The following is an 18,205-nucleotide window of genomic DNA, read 5'->3' as shown; positions in this document are numbered from 1 at the left end:
ATCATGAGCTCTCTGTACGCTAAACTGATCGACGTGATCGAACGGCAGATCACGCCGCTGGCCGGCGCGATCGGCCAGCAAAAATATGTCACCTCGATCCGCGATGGCTTTATCACTGCCCTGCCCTTTATGATCGTCGGCTCGTTCCTGCTGGTGTTTATCTTCCCGCCGTTTTCTCCGGATACGACGTGGGGGTTTGCCCGCGCCTGGCTGCAATTTTCGCTCGATCATCGCGATGCGCTGATGCTGCCGTTCAACTTCAGCATGGGGGTGATGACCCTGTTTATCGCCGTCGGGATCGCCGCCAGCCTCGCCAAACACCATCATCTGGACTCGCTGACCGCCGGGATGTTGTCGCTGATGTCGTTTCTGCTGGTAGCCGCGCCGCTGAAAGATGGCCAGATCTCTACTGCCTACTTCTCCGGTCAGGGGATCTTTACCGCCATTCTGGTGGCCATCTATTCCACCGAGCTGTACGCCTTCCTCAAACGGCATAACATCACCATTCGCCTGCCGCCGGAAGTGCCTGCCGGGGTGGCGCGCTCGTTTGAAATCCTGATCCCGGTGCTGGCGATCATTCTGACGCTGCATCCGCTGAACCTGTTTATCGAAGCCCAGCTGGGGATGATCATTCCGGAAGCGATCATGTCGCTGGTGAAGCCGCTGGTCGCGGCTTCCGATACGCTGCCGGCGATCCTGCTGTCGGTGCTGGTCTGTCAGGTGCTGTGGTTCGCCGGGATCCACGGCGCGCTGATCGTCACCGGGATCATGAACCCGTTCTGGATGGCCAACCTGTCGGTCAATCAGGTGGCCATGGCCGCTGGCACCGCTATCCCGCACATCTATGTCCAGGGCTTCTGGGATCACTATCTGCTGATCGGCGGCGTCGGCTCCACCCTGCCGCTGGCGCTGATGCTGCTGCGCAGCAAGGCCGTGCATCTGCGGACGATCGGCCGGATGGGGGTCGTGCCGGGCGTATTTAACATCAACGAACCGATTCTGTTTGGCGCGCCGATCATCATGAACCCGCTGTTTTTCCTGCCGTTCGTGCTGGTGCCGATGGTCAACGCGACCCTGGCGTACTTCGCGCTGAAGCTGGACCTGGTCAGCCGCGTAGTGTCGATGACGCCGTGGACAACGCCGGCGCCTATCGGCGCCTCGTGGGCGGCGAACTGGAGCTTTAGCCCGGTGATCCTGTGCCTCATTTGTATGGCTACCGCCATGGTGATGTACCTGCCATTTCTCAAAGCTTACGAAAAACAGCTGCTGGCCCAGGAGCGTGAAAACGCCGTCGGCCAGGCTGACAACGCGGCGCAGACCGCTTAACGCTAACGATTCAGAGGATAATCATGGAATTAGAAGAACAGGTGATGGGGATCATCATCAATGCCGGCCAGTCACGTAGCCTGTGCTACGAAGCGCTGCACGCCGCTAAAGCGGGTGATTTCGCCACCGCCGACGCCAAAATGCAGGAAGCGGCGCACTATTCCCGCGAAGCTCACCTTGTACAGACCCAGCTTATCGAAGCTGACGAAGGCGAGGGAAAAACCAAAATGACGCTGGTAATGGTCCATGCTCAGGATCACCTGATGACATCCATTCTGGCAAAAGAGCTGATTGCCGAACTGATTGCGATTTACCGCGCGCAGCCGCTTCACGCCTAGCGCCTTGCCCGGCCAGACGCGCTGGCCGGGCCTGATTCCCCGAGGTCACTATGTTACATCTTGGAATAGATATTGGCGGCACCAAAATGGAAGCCGTACTGCTGGACCCGGCGGGCGAATGCGTCCAGCGCCTGCGCCGGCCGACCCACAAAGAGAGCTATGACGCCTTTATGCGTCAGCTGCTGACCCTGATTGCCGATATTCGCGCGGTCAGCCCGCAGCCGTTCACCCTGGGGATCGGCCTGCCCGGGGCTATCGATCCGCAAAGCGGACGCATTAAAAACTGCAACTGCCTGGTGCTCAACGGTCACGATCTGCGCCGGGATATCATGCAGCAGCTTGGCCAGCCGGTGTGGATGGCAAACGATGCCGACTGCTTCACCCTTTCGGAGGCGGTGGATGGCGCCGGCGCCGGAGCTACCACTGTCTTCGGGGTGATTATCGGTACCGGCTGCGGCGGCGGGATCGCCGTGCATCAACAGCTGCTCAGCGGCCCCAACGCTATCGCCGGGGAGTGGGGGCATAATCCGCTGCCGGGCTATACTCCTGAGCGCGATGGCCCGCCGCAGCCCTGCTACTGCGGCAAAACGAACTGCATCGAAAGCTTTCTCTCCGGCACCGGCTTCGCCCGCCGCTATGGGGAACAAGCCCGTGCGGAAGCCATTGTCGCCGCGGCGCAAAACGGCGATCCGCGCGCGCTGGCCCACTGGCGACACTTTATCGATGCCTTTGCCCGCAGCCTGGCGTCGGTGATCAATATTCTCGACCCGCAGGTGATTGTGCTGGGCGGCGGTCTGTCCAACGTCAGCCAGATCTATCGCGATCTGCCTGCCGCCATCGTGCCGTGGATCTTCTCCGACACCTGCCGCACGCAGATCAAACCGGCCCGTTTCGGCGACGCCAGCGGCGTGCGCGGCGCGGCCTGGCTGCCCCGGCTTCCCGGCGCCGCGCAAGGGCAGCGGTAGACACTTTTTTCAGCAGGTATGTTAAGCTAGGCGAAAATGTTCAGACAGAAAAAGCCATGCCAACGATTGATGATGTTTCAAGATTAGCGAATGTCTCAAGAGCGACGGTATCCCGCGTGCTGACCGGCACCCGGGGCGTGCGCGAAGAGAGCCGGGAAGCTGTGCTGCGGGCCGTTGAAGAACTCAACTATCGCCCGAGCTTTGCCGCGCAAAACCTCGCCAGTCAGACATCCAGCCACGTTGGTCTGGTGATTTCCGCGCAGGACGAAAGCCACGGCGCACGTCTGCTGCCGCTGCTCTCTCAGGCGCTGAAAGGGCTGAATAAAAGCCTGCTGGTCCAGTACGTCAGCGACCCGGTAGAGCAGGCGGCGGTAATCGACGATCTGCAGCGCCAGTGCGTGGCGGTGGTGGTGCTGGGCGCCGTTGCCGCCGACGCGCCGCGCAACGTTATCGCCTTTGACCGCTTCGGCGTCGCCGGGAGCAACAGCCAGGGCTATGACTTCGCCTTTGCCACCGAAAGCGCCTGCCGCTATGTGATTGGCAAGGGACACCGCAACATCGCCCTGCTGGTGGACAGCGATAGCGACGATGCCAGCCGTCAGATGCTGGAAGGCTACCGCAACGTCCTGCAGAACTACTCCATTCCTTTTAACCGTCAGCTGGTGCTGACGGCCAACGATGACGTCGAGCAGGCGCTGCTGACCTTAATTAACAGCTTCAGTAAATACTCAGTCATTATCGTTAAACGCGACCGCTACGCGGCTGAGGCGATGCGTCTGCTGCGCGAATTCACCATCGCCGTCCCGCAGGAGGTCTCCCTGCTGAGCCTTGAGGATTCCCCGCTCGCCTCGCTGCTCTACCCGCCGCTGACCTGCATCTCCTGGCCACTGGAGGCGCTGCTGGATAACTGTATTCAGCGTATTCGCAGCCTGATTGACGACCGGCCAACCTTCGCCACCGAGGGCCGCTCGCTGGCTGGCCGCCTGATCCCGCGCCAGTCGGTCGCCGATATCTCTTGATCTTCGCCCGGTTGGCGCCGGGCCAGACTTACCTCCCCTTTTCGCGCTTTCGTTTCCCGGCTCATTATTACCCACGCATGCAAATAAGAATTATTTTCATTTATAAATAGCTTGTGCTATATAACATAGCAATGGCTATAAACGCTGGGAAATTAACCACACCATTGCGAGGGATCCTATGCTACACCTGACACCGCTGAAATCATTGCTGCTGGCCAGCGCGCTGGCTCTGCTGGCCGCGACGCCGGCCTCGGCGCAGGAGAAATTCAGGGTTATCACCACCTTCACGGTTATCGCCGATATGGCGCAGAACGTGGCCGGCGACGCCGCCGACGTGAGCTCCATTACTAAACCGGGCGCGGAGATCCATGATTACCAGCCCACGCCCGGCGATATCAAACGCGCGCAGGGGGCGCAGCTGATCCTCAGCAATGGGCTTAATCTCGAACGGTGGTTTGCCCGTTTTTATCAGCACTTACAGGGCGTTCCGGAGGTGGTGGTCAGCGAGGGGATCCAGCCGATGGGCATCAGCGCGGGCCCCTATAGCGGGAAGCCCAATCCCCATGCCTGGATGTCGGCAGATAACGCCCTGATCTATGTCGATAACATTCGCGATGCGCTGGTGAAGTACGATCCGCCTCACGCCGACACCTATCGCCGTAACGCCGAGGCCTACAAAGAGAAGATCCGTCAGACGATGGCGCCGCTGCAGGCCAGACTGGCGCAGCTGCCGGCGGATAAGCGCTGGCTGGTCACCAGCGAGGGAGCCTTCTCCTATCTGGCCCGCGACTATGGCCTGCGCGAACTGTATCTGTGGCCGATCAATGCCGACCAGCAGGGCACCCCGCAACAGGTGCGCAAGGTTATCGACACCATGAAAAAAGAACGCATCCCGACCATCTTCAGCGAAAGCACCATCTCCGATAAACCGGCGCGTCAGGTGGCGCGGGAAGCCGGGGCCCACTACGGCGGCGTGCTGTATGTCGATTCGCTGAGCGCCGCCGACGGCCCGGTGCCGACCTGGCTCGACCTGCTGCGCGTCACCACCGAAACCATCGTCAACGGTATCCAGGACGGGATGAGGAAGCAGCCATGAATGCAGCGCAAGCGGGACTGTATGTCGACCAGCTCACCGTCACCTGGCGCAACGGCCACACTGCCCTGCGCGACGCCTCGTTCAGCGTGCCGCGCGGCTCCATTGCCGCGCTGGTGGGGGTTAACGGCTCGGGTAAATCCACGCTGTTTAAAGCGCTGATGGGCTTTGTGCGTGTCGGCCACGGCGAGATCGCCATACTCGGCCAGCCGGTCAACCGCGCGCTGCGCCAGAACCTGGTCGCCTATGTCCCGCAGTCGGAAGAGGTGGACTGGTCCTTCCCGGTGCTGGTGGAGGATGTGGTGATGATGGGCCGCTACGGCCATATGGGCTGGCTGCGGCGGGCAAAGCCGCGCGATCGCGAGATTGTCGATACCGCACTGGCCCGCGTGGGCATGAGCGAGTACCGCCATCGGCAGATTGGCGAGCTCTCCGGCGGGCAGAAAAAGCGCGTCTTTCTTGCCCGCGCCATCGCTCAGCAGGGTCAGGTGATCCTGCTGGATGAGCCTTTCACCGGCGTCGATGTGCAGACCGAAGCGCGGATCATCAGCCTGCTGCGCGAGCTCCGCGATGAGGGCTGTACCATGCTGGTCTCCACCCATAACCTCGGGTCAGTGAGTGAATTTTGTGATTATACGGTGATGGTGAAAGGCACCGTGCTGGCCAGCGGCCCGACAGAAACCACCTTCACCGCCGAGAATCTGGAGCGGGCTTTCAGCGGCGTGCTGCGCCACGTCGCGCTCACCGGCGGGGAAGCGCAGGTTATCACCGATGACGAGCGGCCGTTTATCAGCCGGCGCGCGGCGGGAGGCCCACGATGAGCTGGCTGCTGGAGCCGTTTGGCTATCACTATATGCTCAATGCGATGTGGGTGTCGGCGCTGGTGGGCGGCGTCTGCGCGTTTCTCTCCTGCTACCTGATGCTCAAAGGCTGGTCGCTGATTGGCGACGCCCTCTCCCACTCGATTGTACCCGGCGTCGCCGGGGCCTATATGCTCGGCCTGCCTTTCGCGCTCGGCGCATTTCTCTCCGGCGGTCTGGCGGCAGGCAGCATGCTGTTTTTGCAACAGCGCTCGCGGCTAAAAGAGGATGCTATTATCGGGCTGATCTTCTCCTCCTTCTTCGGGATCGGGCTGTTTATGGTGTCGCTGAATCCGACGTCGGTGAATATCCAGACCATCATCCTCGGCAATATTCTGGCCATCGCCCCGGAGGATATTATCCAGCTGGCGGCGATCGGCTTTATCTCAATGGCGATTCTGCTGCTGAAATGGAAAGACCTGATGGTGACCTTCTTTGATGAACACCATGCCCGCTCGATTGGCCTGAACACCCGCGGCCTGAAGCTGCTGTTCTTTACCCTGCTGGCCGCCTGCACCGTGGCGGCGCTGCAGACCGTCGGCGCCTTTCTGGTCATCTGCCTGGTGGTCACTCCCGGGGCTACCGCGTGGTTGTTAACCGATCGCTTCCCGCGCCTGCTGGCTATCGCCGTGTCTATCGGCAGCCTGACCAGTTTCTTCGGCGCCTGGCTCAGCTACTATCTCGACGGCGCCACCGGCGGCATTATCGTGGTCGCGCAAACGCTGCTGTTCCTCATCACCTTTATCTTCGCGCCGAAGCACGGCCTGCTGGCCAGCCGCCGCCGCGCCAGGGAGGCCGCATGCTGAACCTGTTCCTGGCACCGTTCCAGTTTCCTTTTATGGTCAATGCGATAGCGATATCGATCGTCGTCGCCATTCCCTGCGCGCTGTTGTCGGTGTTTCTGGTGCTCAAAGGCTGGGCGCTGATGGGCGACGCCATGAGCCACGCGGTCTTTCCGGGCGTGGTGCTGGCCTACATTATCGGCATCCCCTTCGCCATCGGCGCGTTTATCGCCGGTCTGCTGTGCGCCGTGACGACCGGTTTTCTCGACGATAACAGCCGACTCAAGCGCGATACCATCATGGGGATTGTCTTCTCCGGCATGTTTGGCGCCGGACTGGTGCTGTACGTAGCGATCCAGTCCGATGTTCATCTCGACCATATCCTGTTCGGCGATATGCTGGGAATATCCCTCCGCGATATTGGGCAAACGACGGCGATCGCACTGGTGATTGCGTTGATTATCGGTCTCAAATGGCGGGATTTTTTGCTGCACGCCTTCGATCCAACGCAGGCTAAAGCCAGCGGCCTGCGCGGCGGACTGCTGCACTACGGCCTGCTGTGCATGATCGCCCTGACCATCGTCGCGACGCTGCAGTCGGTGGGGATTATTCTGTCGATTTCGCTGCTGATTGCCCCCGGGGCGATCGCGCTTCTGCTGGTGAGACGCTTTATCCACGCCCTGCTGCTGGCGGTAGCGGTGGCCATCGGCTGCTCGGCGGGAGGGGTGTGGCTGGCGTTTTATCTCGACAGCGCGCCAGCGCCGACTATCGTGGTGCTGTTTACCGCGCTGTTTGTGGTCGCCTTTGTCGCAAGCACGATCCGCGATAGTCAGAAACAGAAAACTTCAGCAATTATCCCCGGTGGCGGCTAACGCCTTGCCGGGGCTACAAGAGCACGACTTGTCGCCCGGCTGCGCAGCGCTGACCAGGGAAAGCCGCTACTTTTTCGGTCGATATTTTTCCGGCAGCGGCGGCACCGGGCGCCTGTCGTCCAGCAGATGGCGAACAGTGAGGATCGGGTGGCGCCAGAGCATCCGCGGCCCGGCCCAGCGCATAATCTGCTTCATCTCCTCGCGCTTCGCCGGCTGGTAGCAATGCACCGGACACTGCTTGCAGGCCGGTTTGTTCTCGCCAAACACGCACTTATCAAGGCGCTTGTCAGCGTAGGCGTTCAGCGCCTGATAGTGCGCATTATCGGCCTGCGCCTCGGGACAGCGCCGCTGGTAGAGGGCAATCATCCGCTGAATCGTCATTTTTTCCCGTTCGATACGCTTCCCCATCTCCCCGCCTTTCGTCTGCTCTTAAGGTGTATTTATCATACACCTTAATATCCATACCCGACCAGACTCACTGCTTCAGATGCTGAATCAACTGCAGGGCTGCCCCGGACAGAACCCCGAAATGGCTGTAGGCATAGAAATCCCGGATAAAAACGCTGCCCTCGAGCTCAAACGGGCGCAGCAGGCCAAGCGCTTCTTCGTGTCGGTAAACCGGGGCCGGCATCGACGTTAACAGATCGCTCTCGCACAGAAAGGCCTTAATGGCCGAGGATGAGGCGCACTCAATAACCGGTTGCGGACAGGGCAACTGCCGGGCGCGAAAGATATCCGCCAGGATGTTCATTGGCGTACTAGACGGCGGCGGCATGATCCACGGATAGTCCAGCATCGCCTCCAGGGTGACGTCCGCCGCCTGATGCAGCGGGTGGTGCTGCCTGGCGACGATGCAGATCCGGTCCTGCCAGTTAATTTTGCCCCGCACCACGATTTTCTCATCATGCGGTAAGGGACCGCAGAGGGCGATATCGATGTCGTGCATCAGCAACAGCTTATACAGCTCGGAGTCAATGCGGTCGACGATCCGCAGATGGATCTGGGGATGGCGCTGATGGAAAGCCGCCAGCTTATCGATGAAATGGCTGGTCAGCAGACTGGAAACGCAGCCAATCCGCAGAATGCCTTTCCCGGCGCCGCGGATGAGCTCAATTTCCTCGCGCGCCTTTTGTTCGGTATTCAGCATCGTCAGCGCGTAGGGTAAAAAGGCGCTGCCATATTCGCTCAACGCCATGCCGTGCTTATGTCGTTCGAATAAGGATGCGCTCAGGTCCGCTTCCAGGCTCAATAGCAGTCGGCTCAGTCCCGACTGGGTGATCCCCATTTTCTCTGCGGCCAGGGTCATATTGCCTTCGCGGGCGACGGTAATAAATGCCTGAATCTGCTTAAATTTCATTGGCATGATATTTACTCATTGAATAAACGGTTTTTGCATTTCCCCTGCGCCCTTTTTTAGCGAATAAATATCGCTATCAATACGCTCAAAAATCACCGGAACGCATACTTCAAAAGGATTTATTTATCTCACCACCCACGGCAAAACACATTTCTGAACCGAAGATAATTTATAATGAGAATATATCACCATGACACAGAACAATATTCTATTAATTTCAGGCGCTATATTACCGGTCATCATTACCGTCATCATCGGCTATATTAGCGGTAAACGAAAAGACTTTAACTGGCAGCAGGCGGGAGACATCAATAAAATTGTGATGCTCTACGCATTGCCGCTAAGTATTTTCAGCAATATGGTGATGACGCCGCGACACATCGTCATGACCATGGGCCCGGTCGCCGTGGCTATCATCCTGGCGCTGATTCTCAGCTTCGTCATTCCCTTACTGGTCGCCCGCTATCTGTTTCGACGCGACCTCGCCCTCAGTACGCTGCAGGCGTTGGCCATCGGCTCGCCGGCAGTCCCGTTTATCGGCACCTCAGTGCTGGCCTTTTTATTTGGCACCGTCAGCGCGTCGCTGATCACCGTGTCCAGCATCACGCAAAACGTCTTCCAGCTGCCGCTGGTGATGATACTGATGTCGGTCGCCACCGGCGATAAGAGCCAGCATATTTCCTTTGGCGCACGGGTGGTGAACGCCATTAAACAACCCGTGGTCTGGTCGCCGGTAATCGCCCTGATCATCGTGCTGGCGGATATCCATATTCCGCAGACTATCTCGATGTCGCTGGGTCTGCTGGGCAAAGCCTCTGGCGGGCTGGCGCTGTTTGCCGCCGGGATCGTGCTCTATACGCGCAGCATTGTTATCACCACCGCTACCATTATCACCGTTATCGCCCGCAATATTCTGGTCCCCGGCGCCTGCTATCTCATTTTATTAAAAATGGGCTTCAGCATGGAGCAAATAAAGGAAGTCGTATTGACGATGGCTATCCCGGTAGGCTCCATCGCGATAATTATTGCTATGCAGTATAAAACCGGCGAGCAGGAAATGGCCTCGACGATGGCGCTGAGTATTATTGCCTCCATCATTACGATGGGCGGATTTATTTTCTTAACCTTTTAATTACCGCGATTACACCGCGTGAATACGGAGAGAATATGGCCTCTATCACATTATCGGCTGCTGAACTGTTACTGCATCGGCTACAGGCGCTGGACGTGGCGTATATTTTTATCAACTCGGGCACCGATTATCCTCCAGTCATTGAAGCCTGGGCAAAGGCCCGGGCGACCGGGCAAAAGGTACCGGAGTTAGTGATCTGCCCGCATGAAAACGCCGCCATCGGCATGGCCCATGGCTATTACCTCGGCACCGGCAAGGTGCAGGCGGTGATGGTTCACACCAACGTCGGGCTAGCCAACGCCGCCTGCGGCGTCATCAATCTGGCGAACAGCAATATTCCGGTGCTGATTTTTGGCGGCCGCACGCCGATAAGCGAACATTCCCACTTCGGCTGCCGTAATACGCCGATTGGCTACGGCCAGGAGATGCGCGACCAGGCGGCGCTGATCCGTGAATCCGTGAAGTGGGATTTTGAACTGCGGCTGGCCGATCAGATCGGCGAGCATGTTGACCGGGCCTGGGCGATCGCCAGCTCCCTGCCGAAAGGGCCGGTCTACCTGAGCTTACCGCGTGAGCCACTGTGCGAAACCTTTGCCGTCGATGAGGCCGCGCTGCAGGCTGGCCCTTCGCAGCAGCCGGTCCGCTATGCGCCAGTCCGGGAAGATATCGCCCGCGCAGCCGAGGCAATCGCCTGCGCCAGACACCCGGTCATCTTCGCCCAGCGCGGCGCCCGAACGGCGGAAGGCTTTGCGCGCCTCGATAGTCTGGTGCGCGAATGGGCGATCCCTCTGGTGGAATACTGGGGCACCGAGGTTACCCTGAGCGCCGATAATCCCCTGCTCGCCGGGGCTGATCCCAGCGTCTGGCTCGCTGACGCCGATGTGATTCTGGTGGTCGACTCGCAGGCGCCATGGATGATCGCCGAGGGCGACTGTCGCCAGGACTGCACCGTGATCCAGATGGGGCCCGATCCGCTCTTCTCCCGCTACCCGGTGCGCGGCTATCGCGCGGACATCAACCTGGCGGGCGAGACCGATGAAGTCTTCAGCCTGCTGGAAGAGGCGCTGCGCCCGCTGCAGGCCGCCCGCCAGCAGCATGTGGCGGAGCGGGCGGCATATACGCAGAACCGCATCCAGCAACAGAAAAACCAGCGCGACGCGCTTCTCCATGCCAGCCAGACCGGGGCCATTACCAAACCCTGGCTCAGCTACTGCCTCGGTCATCTGGCGAATCAACACCGTGGCCGGATCGTTTCTGAACTGACCACGCTGCCGCAGTTTGCCGGACTGACCCATGCCGAGAGCTATTACCAGGAAGCGCTGGCCGGCGGCCTGGGCGAAGCCCTGCCCATCGCGCTGGGGCTGCAGCTTGCGCGCCGGGAAGAGCTGATTATTGCCGCCGTCGGCGACGGGTCGTACCTGTTCGCCAACCCTGCGGTCTGCCACCATATTGCGGAGGTAATGAAGCTTCCTGTCCTCGTCGTGGTCGGAAATAACGGCGGGTGGGGCGCCGTCGCGGGCGGCACCAAAGCGCTCTACCCGGATGGCTACGCGGCCCGCGCGGAAACCATTCCAGCCACCGCCTTTACCACCTCGCCGGATTTCGCCGCGATCGCCGCCTCCAGCCGCGCGGCGGCCCTGTCGGTTTCCCGGGCCGAAGATCTCCCCGGCGTGCTGGAAGAAGCGGTATCCCTCATACGCACCCGCCGACAAAGCGTGCTGGTTGACGTGCAGTTAGCCCGCTAACGGTTTATCCTCCGGGCGCTTGTCGTCCGGAGGGGGTTGTCACCCCTTCTGGTCACCTTTATCCACATGGCCCAGCGGCTTCTCCGGGAAGCAGACATCGCGCACCCGGCGTTTCAGCTCGGCCGCATCCGGAAAACCGCCATCCTGCTTGCGCTCCCAGATCTGCTGACCGTCGACATCGATCGTGAAGATCCCGCCGGTCCCCGGCACCAGCGTCACCGAGGCGATGTCGGTGCTGAAGGTATGTAACAGCTCCTGCGCCATCCAGCTGGCGCGCAGCATCCAGTTGCACTGGGAACAGTAGGTGATGGTGATGGCCGCTTTTGAGTTCATCGTCGTCTCGCTAAGTCTGAAAGGGCAAATTGTAAACAAAGTGCAGTTTAAATGAAGAACACATGATTATTTTGTTGCAAACGATAATACCTATCATTACCATTCGCAATCAACAAATGGAGTAAGACCCCATCCGCAACGGAAAAGACGGAGCAACCTGCATCTCTGGAAGTAACGCGTGAGCCGATACTAATAACGATCAAGGCGTGGCGACTATGTACAAATCGACTCCGTCAGCAGCATGGTGTAAAAAACGCCTGCTGGTGACCTCTTTGTTTGCAGCAATTTATCAGACTTCTGCCATCGCAGCAGATACTTCCGCCGTTAGCGGCGAGGCGGTGGATGACACCTCGGAACAAATGACCGTCACCGCCCCCGCGCCGGTGCAGAAAGCCGGTAGCGAACACAGCATCAGCGCCCGGGAGCTGGAGAATAAAGGCGCTAACGATTTCGGCTCAATCATGCGCTATGAGCCGCTCATTAGCGCCACCGGGGCCAGCGGCGGCTCCGGCAACGGCAAAAGCGGCTTCGACCGCGGAGGTTACACCGGCTACAACATTCGCGGTATGGAGAGCAACCGCGTCGGCATCGACGTAGACGGTATCGCGCAACCCAACGCCACCGGCCGCGGCTACGTCGGCCGCGCCGGGCTCAACACCTTCGGCATCGGCCGCGATTATATCGACCCGTATATGTACGGCAGCGTGGATATCCAGTCCGGCGCCACCTCGACGGAAACGGCCAACAGCGCTATCGGGGGGAATGTCTCCTTCCGCCCGAAATCGGCGGATGATTACCTGCGCCCGGGCAAGACCAGCGCCTTCGGCTACCGCAGCGGTTACGACTCTGCGGATCGCAGCTGGCACAACGGGGTGACCGTCGCCGGCGGCGATGAGTTCCTGCGCGGGATTTTGGTCTATAGCCGCCGTGACGGCCAGGAAACCGAAAACAACAGCGGCACCGTCGACGCCTACCCGGCGAACTGGCACTCCGATGCTTTTCTGGCCTCCGGGATCTGGCAGCCTAACGATGAGCACAAGCTGACCAGCACCTTCGACTATTACCATAAAACCAACCACACCCACTACGATACCTGGGACTCCAGCGGCAACAGCACCATCGGCACCGCCAACCAGACCAGCCAGACCCGGCGCTGGGGCCTGAGCCTGAAGGATGACTGGACGCCGATGAACGACTACCTCGACAGCGTCTCCACAAAAATCTACTACCAGCATACCGAAGCCCATGACTGGACTTATATGCCGGACAGCGTCACCCGCAAAATGCAGACGGTGAACTCTAACTACGATACCGACACCTGGGGCCTGCAGACCGCGCTGGCGAAAACCCTGGGCCGCCACGATCTGAGCGCCGGTTTCAACGCCAGCACCAGCAAAACCCAGCGGCCGTTCAGCCAGTCGCCGATCCCCAGCGTTTACAGCGAGATCATGCAGCCGGAGGCAGACAGCCGCAGCTACACCCTCGGCGGCTTTGTCCAGGATAAGATCAACTTCGATCTCGACAGCCACAACTTCGCCGTTATTCCCGGCGTGCGCGTGGTGCATCAATCGACTAAGCCGGAAAATCTGTCCGATCTCGCCGCCAACAGCAGCGTGCTGAGCGAATCGTCGGTGGCGAATCTGTACGGCAAAAACAGCGATACCCAGGTTCTGCCGTCGTTGACCTTCCAGTACGACCTCACCCCGCGCCTGATGACCTACCTGCAGTACCAGCGCGGGGCGCAGTTCCCCAACGCCAGCCAGCTGTATGGCTCCTGGAACCTCGGCTCCAGCTACGCCGGCAGCCAGCAGTATGCCCTGATCGGCAATACCGATCTGAAGACGGAAACCAGCGATAATCTCGAGTGGGGGCTGAAAGGGGAAGTTACCGAAGGCATCACCCTGCGCACGGCGCTGTTCTACAACAGCTATAAGAACTTTATCGCCTATACCCGCTATACCCGCGCCAACAATCCGGGCCAGTTCACGAATGTGCCGTCGAACATCTACACCATTTATCAGGCGGAAAACCGCGATAAAGCCTATATCTACGGCGGTGAGATTAGCACTAAATTTAACTTTGGCACCTGGTTTGAGCAGGTGGACGGCCTGAGCGCCACCCTCGCCCTCGGCTATAGCGAAGGGAAATCGAAATCCAGCTACAGCGGCGATAAATACGTCGACCTCGACAGCGTGGCGCCGATGAAAGCCATCGTCGGCGTGGCGTGGGACGATCCGGCGAAACGCTACGGCACCGCCCTGACGGCGACCTTTGTCAAAGGGAAACAGGCGACCGCCACCAACCGCGAAAGCTACAGCAACAGCGGATCCGCCATCACCGATGCCAGCAGCGACTATATGCGCGTGCCGGGCTACGGCATGCTGGACTGGACCGCGTACTGGCAGGTGGCGAAAAACGTGCGCCTCAATGGCGGGGTCTACAACCTCACCGATCGTAAATACTGGGATTACCTGAGCAGCCGCAATATCGAGACCGGCACCAACCAGGACGCCAACGATAAAGCGCTGGCGGTGATGCCGGGCCGCACCTGGCAGCTGGGCGTCAACGTCGACTTCTGATTGCCCGAATAATAACGCACCTGCCCCCGGCCCGCCGGCCGGGGATATTCATCGTCGAGAAGGATATGATTATGCCAAATGCACACCCTGACCTGTGGCAGCGCTACCAGGCCACCAAAGCGGCCAGTACCGCGAAATATGCCCGCGATATCGCCGCGGAAATGGGGATCAGCGAAGCCGAGCTGACCGCCGCCCGCCTCGGCCATGATGCCGTGCGCCTGAGCGATGACGCCCGGGCGCTGATTGCCGCCCTGGAGCGCGTCGGCGAAACCAAATGCATCTGCCGCAACGAGTATGCCGTGCATGAGCAGGTGGGCCAGTTCACGCACCAGCACCTCAGCGGCCACGCCGGGCTGGTGCTGAACCCGCGCGCGCTCGACCTGCGTCTGTTCCTCAGCCAGTGGGCCAGCGCCTTCCATCTGAACGATAATGGCCGTCAGAGCATCCAGTTTTTCGACCACCACGGCGACGCCCTGCTGAAAGTCTATGCGACCACGCAGACCGACATGGCGGCCTGGGAGACCCTGATCGCGGAATATCGGGTGGCGGCGCCGGCACCGCTGACCCTGCGCCCGCTGGAGCCGGTGAAATATGCCGATACCGCCGACGGCGCCGCCCTGGAGAACGACTGGCGCGCGATGACCGACGTTCACCAGTTCTTCGGTCTGCTGCGTAAATATCAGCTTTCCCGCCAGCAGGCCTTCCGTCTGGTGAGCGACGACCTCGCCTGCCGCGTGGATCGCCATGCGCTGCCGTCGCTGCTGGAGACGGTGCGCCAGGAGGGCAATGAAATCATGATTTTCGTCGGCAATCGCGGCTGCGTGCAGATCTTTACCGGCGCCCTGGAAAAGCTGGCCCCCATGCGCGGCTGGCTGAATATCTTCAATACTACTTTTACCCTGCATCTGCGCGAAGAGAGCCTCGATGAAGTGTGGGTGACCCGCAAGCCGACTTCGGACGGACACGTCACCAGCGTCGAACTGTTCGCTAAAGACGGCACCCAGATTGCCCAGCTCTACGGCCAGCGCAGCGAGGGGCACCCCGAGCAGACGCAATGGCGCCAGCAGGTAGACCGCCTGACCCGTGAAGGGCAGCCCGCATGATGCGCTGGTTACTGCTCTTGATCGCTTTCCCGCTGCTGAGTCACGCCGCCGTTGAGCGGCTCGTCACACTCGGCGGAGATGTCACTGAGATCGTTTATGCCCTTCACGCGGAGGAGAGCCTGGTGGCGCGGGACAGCACCAGCAGCTGGCCCCCGGCGGCGCAAAAGTTGCCGGACGTCGGCTACCTGCGACAGCTGAACGCCGAGGGGATCCTCGCGTTACGCCCGCAGCTGGTGTTAGCGAGCGCCCAGGCGCAGCCCTCGCTGGTCTTACACAAGGTACAGGCGAGCGGGGTGAAGGTGGTTAACGTGCCGGGCGGCGAAAGTCTGTCCGCGATCGATAACAAAGTTGCTGTCATTGCCGAAGCGTTAGGCAAAACGGCGGCAGGCGACGCGCTGCGCCAGCAGCTTCAGCAGCAGATCGCCGCCATTCCAACGCAGCCGGTTGCTAAGCGGGTGCTGTTTATTCTCAGCCACGGCGGAATGAATACCCTGGTGGCCGGACAGCATACCGCGGCCGATGGCGCCATTCGCGCCGCCGGATTGCAGAACGCGATGCAGGGCTTCGACCACTATCGCGCCATGTCGCAGGAAGGGGTCGCCGCCAGCCAGGCGGATCTGGTGGTGATCTCCGCCGATGGTCTCAAAGGGATGGGCGGCGAAGCCGGGCTGTGGAAACTGCCCGGCCTGGCGCAGACCCCGGCGGGGCGTCATAAACAGCTGCTGACGATCGACGATATGGCCCTGCTGGGCTTCGGGCCGCGCACACCGCAGGCGATAATCGCGCTGCGAAACAAAGCGGAGCAGTTGCCCTGATGCGCTCTGCCCTCGCTCGCCGTTTGCTGCTGATGACGCTGCTGCTGGTCTCCCTGACGTTGTTTGCCACCACCCTCGGCGCCATGCGCTTGCCGCTGGTCAACCTGCTGCCTTCCGGGGATGACATGCTGCGCCATATCTGGCTGACCATCCGTCTGCCGCGGGTGCTGCTGGCCCTGCTGGTGGGCGCGGCGCTGGCCCTCTCCGGCTGCGTGATGCAGGGGCTGTTTCGCAACCCGCTTGCCGACCCGGGCCTGCTGGGCATCAGCAGCGGCGCCGCGCTGGCGGTGGCCAGCTGGCTAGTGCTCCCGTTCTCCGCTGCGGGGCTGATCGCTCTGTATATGCCGATGCTGGCGGCGTTTATTGGCAGCCTGGCGGTGATGGTGGTGATTTTCATCCTCAGTCGGGCGGAGGAGGGTTCGCTGTCGCGCCTGCTGCTGGTGGGGATCGCCATCAACGCGCTGTGCGGCGCGCTGGTCGGCGTCCTGTCCTGGCTGAGCAATGACGCCCAGCTGCGCCAGCTGTCGCTGTGGGGAATGGGCAGTCTGGGCCAGGCCGAATGGCCGACGCTGCTGGTGGCCGCGACCTTGATTATCCCGGCTGCGCTGGCGGTGTGGTGGATGGCGTCCCGCCTCAATCTGCTGCAGCTTGGCGATGAAGAGGCGCACTATCTCGGGGTCAACGTGCAGGCGCTGCAGCGCTGGCTGCTGCTGTGCAGCGCGGTGCTGGTGGCCGCCGCGGTGGCCATCAGCGGAGTCATCGGCTTTATCGGCCTGGTGGTGCCGCACCTGATGCGCCTGTGGCTGGGACCGGACCATCGCGGACTGATCCCCGGCTCGCTGCTGGCCGGCGCGATCCTGCTTCTGCTGGCCGACACCCTGGCCCGCACCGTGGCGGCGCCGGCGGAGATACCGGTCGGTCTGCTCACCAGCCTGCTGGGCGCCCCCTGGTTTCTGTGGCTGGTCTTTCGTCGGGAGAACTCCAGACATGGTTAATGAATACTGCGCCCAGGGGCTGTCACTTCACCTTGGTAAACGACAGATTATCGACAACGTCTCCGTCGCGCTGCGCGGCGGCGAGATGACGGCGCTTATCGGGCCGAACGGCGCCGGGAAATCCACTCTGCTGCGCCTGTTGACCGGCTATCTGACTCCGGACAGCGGCACCCGCCATCTTGCAGGCAAGCCGCTGGAGGCCTGGTCCCCCGAGGCGCTGTCGCGCCGGCGGGCGGTCATGCTACAGCGAACGGCCCTGCAGGCCGACTGGACGGTGGAAACGGTCATTGCCATGGGACGCTCACCGTGGGGCGCGACGGCGGATCCGGCGGTGCTGGCGGCGGTGATGGCCGTCACCGGCTGCGATGGCCTTGCCGGTCGCCGCTATCCCGGCCTCTCCGGCGGCGAGCAGCAGCGGGTACAGCTGGCCCGCTGTCTGGCGCAGCTATGGCGCGACGGCGCGCCGCAGGGCTGGCTGTTTCTCGATGAGCCCACCTCGGCGCTGGACCTTTACTATCAGCAGCACCTGCTGCGTTTGCTCAAACGGCTCACCGCCGGCGGGCAACTGCACGTCTGCGTGGTGCTGCATGACCTTAACCTCGCCGCCCTGTGGGCCGACCGCATCCTGCTGCTCCACCAGGGACATCTGGTCGCCCAGGGCACGCCGCAGGAGGTGATCCAGCAGCCGGTTATCCATCGCTGGTACGGGGCGGATGTCCGCCTCGTCCAGCACCCGGACAACGCGGTCCCCCAGGTTTATCTGGCGCCGTAACCCCCGCGCGGCGCAACTGGAATCCGGATCGCGCCGCGCGCTTTCGTCGGTTTCCCTCACCTGCCCATCTCCGTTATTATGTCTCATCCATGTGATAACGACGAAAACTACAAAATCGC

General features: G+C 61.0%; 18 protein-coding genes. 15 read left to right on the top strand and 3 right to left on the bottom strand.

What is annotated here, in order from left to right; all coding sequences use genetic code 11:
* Positions 1-3 precede the first annotated feature (3 nt).
* The 8 genes from IB144_RS05160 to IB144_RS05125 all read left to right on the top strand — a co-directional run bounded on the left by IB144_RS05160 (position 4) and on the right by IB144_RS05125 (position 7,255).
* Positions 4-1,326 (top strand): PTS sugar transporter subunit IIC, encoded by a 1,323-nt coding sequence (locus IB144_RS05160; RefSeq protein ID WP_149358882.1) that lies wholly within the window; start codon positions 4-6, stop codon positions 1,324-1,326.
* A 23-nt stretch (positions 1,327-1,349) separates the two neighbouring features.
* A complete protein-coding gene (locus IB144_RS05155) occupies positions 1,350-1,664 on the top strand; it encodes a PTS lactose/cellobiose transporter subunit IIA (RefSeq protein WP_002914983.1) in 315 nt (104 codons plus the stop codon).
* 50 nt (positions 1,665-1,714) lie between these two features.
* Positions 1,715-2,629 (top strand): ROK family protein, encoded by a 915-nt coding sequence (locus tag IB144_RS05150; protein WP_004149504.1) that lies wholly within the window; start codon positions 1,715-1,717, stop codon positions 2,627-2,629.
* Between the two features lie 56 nt (positions 2,630-2,685).
* Positions 2,686-3,648: a LacI family DNA-binding transcriptional regulator gene (locus IB144_RS05145; RefSeq protein ID WP_004181055.1), complete on the top strand. Its 963-nt coding sequence runs from the start codon at positions 2,686-2,688 to the stop codon at positions 3,646-3,648.
* A 178-nt stretch (positions 3,649-3,826) separates the two neighbouring features.
* Positions 3,827-4,744 carry a metal ABC transporter substrate-binding protein gene (locus IB144_RS05140; protein ID WP_004890185.1) on the top strand — a complete coding sequence of 306 codons (918 nt, stop codon included), beginning with the start codon at positions 3,827-3,829 and terminating at the stop codon, positions 4,742-4,744.
* Positions 4,741-5,562: a manganese/iron ABC transporter ATP-binding protein gene (locus IB144_RS05135; RefSeq protein ID WP_032448043.1), complete on the top strand. Its 822-nt coding sequence runs from the start codon at positions 4,741-4,743 to the stop codon at positions 5,560-5,562. Before IB144_RS05140 ends, IB144_RS05135 begins: the two co-directional genes overlap by 4 nt.
* Positions 5,559-6,407: an iron/manganese ABC transporter permease subunit SitC gene (sitC, locus tag IB144_RS05130; RefSeq protein ID WP_004185394.1), complete on the top strand. Its 849-nt coding sequence runs from the start codon at positions 5,559-5,561 to the stop codon at positions 6,405-6,407. Before IB144_RS05135 ends, sitC begins: the two co-directional genes overlap by 4 nt.
* Positions 6,401-7,255: a metal ABC transporter permease gene (locus IB144_RS05125; RefSeq protein WP_002915035.1), complete on the top strand. Its 855-nt coding sequence runs from the start codon at positions 6,401-6,403 to the stop codon at positions 7,253-7,255. Before sitC ends, IB144_RS05125 begins: the two co-directional genes overlap by 7 nt.
* Positions 7,256-7,321: 66 nt before the next feature.
* On the opposite strand, the gene IB144_RS05120 is transcribed toward IB144_RS05125, so the two are convergent.
* Positions 7,322-7,663, bottom strand: a complete 342-nt coding sequence (locus tag IB144_RS05120; protein ID WP_032412958.1) for a nitrous oxide-stimulated promoter family protein — start codon at positions 7,661-7,663, stop codon at positions 7,322-7,324.
* Between the two features lie 67 nt (positions 7,664-7,730).
* On the bottom strand, positions 7,731-8,618 hold the full coding sequence (locus IB144_RS05115; protein ID WP_004151056.1) for a LysR family transcriptional regulator: 888 nt from the start codon (positions 8,616-8,618) through the stop codon (positions 7,731-7,733).
* 184 nt (positions 8,619-8,802) lie between these two features.
* Between IB144_RS05115 and IB144_RS05110 the strand changes: the two genes are divergently transcribed.
* Positions 8,803-9,744, top strand: a complete 942-nt coding sequence (locus IB144_RS05110; protein WP_002915041.1) for an AEC family transporter — start codon at positions 8,803-8,805, stop codon at positions 9,742-9,744.
* Between the two features lie 35 nt (positions 9,745-9,779).
* Positions 9,780-11,489: a thiamine pyrophosphate-requiring protein gene (locus IB144_RS05105; RefSeq protein WP_004181065.1), complete on the top strand. Its 1,710-nt coding sequence runs from the start codon at positions 9,780-9,782 to the stop codon at positions 11,487-11,489.
* A gap of 39 nt (positions 11,490-11,528) precedes the next feature.
* Here IB144_RS05105 and IB144_RS05100 read toward each other — a convergent pair whose 3' ends face one another.
* Positions 11,529-11,822: a SelT/SelW/SelH family protein gene (locus tag IB144_RS05100; protein ID WP_002915045.1), complete on the bottom strand. Its 294-nt coding sequence runs from the start codon at positions 11,820-11,822 to the stop codon at positions 11,529-11,531.
* Between the two features lie 215 nt (positions 11,823-12,037).
* Here IB144_RS05100 and IB144_RS05095 point away from each other — a divergent pair, with 215 nt between their 5' ends.
* From IB144_RS05095 to IB144_RS05075, 5 genes are all read left to right on the top strand, one after another.
* On the top strand, positions 12,038-14,401 hold the full coding sequence (locus IB144_RS05095) for a TonB-dependent receptor (protein WP_040215735.1): 2,364 nt from the start codon (positions 12,038-12,040) through the stop codon (positions 14,399-14,401).
* 71 nt (positions 14,402-14,472) lie between these two features.
* Positions 14,473-15,504 carry a hemin-degrading factor gene (locus IB144_RS05090; protein WP_004890170.1) on the top strand — a complete coding sequence of 344 codons (1,032 nt, stop codon included), beginning with the start codon at positions 14,473-14,475 and terminating at the stop codon, positions 15,502-15,504.
* Entirely contained in the window at positions 15,501-16,319 is an 819-nt protein-coding gene (locus tag IB144_RS05085; protein WP_004181072.1) for a hemin ABC transporter substrate-binding protein, read from the top strand. The genes IB144_RS05090 and IB144_RS05085 overlap by 4 nt, the downstream gene beginning before the upstream one ends.
* A complete protein-coding gene (locus IB144_RS05080) occupies positions 16,319-17,314 on the top strand; it encodes an iron ABC transporter permease (RefSeq protein WP_040215733.1) in 996 nt (331 codons plus the stop codon). The genes IB144_RS05085 and IB144_RS05080 overlap by 1 nt, the downstream gene beginning before the upstream one ends.
* On the top strand, positions 17,307-18,086 hold the full coding sequence (locus tag IB144_RS05075; protein WP_004149516.1) for a heme ABC transporter ATP-binding protein: 780 nt from the start codon (positions 17,307-17,309) through the stop codon (positions 18,084-18,086). Before IB144_RS05080 ends, IB144_RS05075 begins: the two co-directional genes overlap by 8 nt.
* Positions 18,087-18,205 lie beyond the last annotated feature (119 nt).

This window comes from Klebsiella sp. K4 (assembly GCF_014596785.2).
Taxonomy (GTDB): Bacteria; Pseudomonadota; Gammaproteobacteria; order Enterobacterales; family Enterobacteriaceae; genus Klebsiella; species Klebsiella pneumoniae.
Note: the sequence above shows the minus strand (reverse complement) of the source record. Positions and strands in the feature narration are given on the sequence as shown.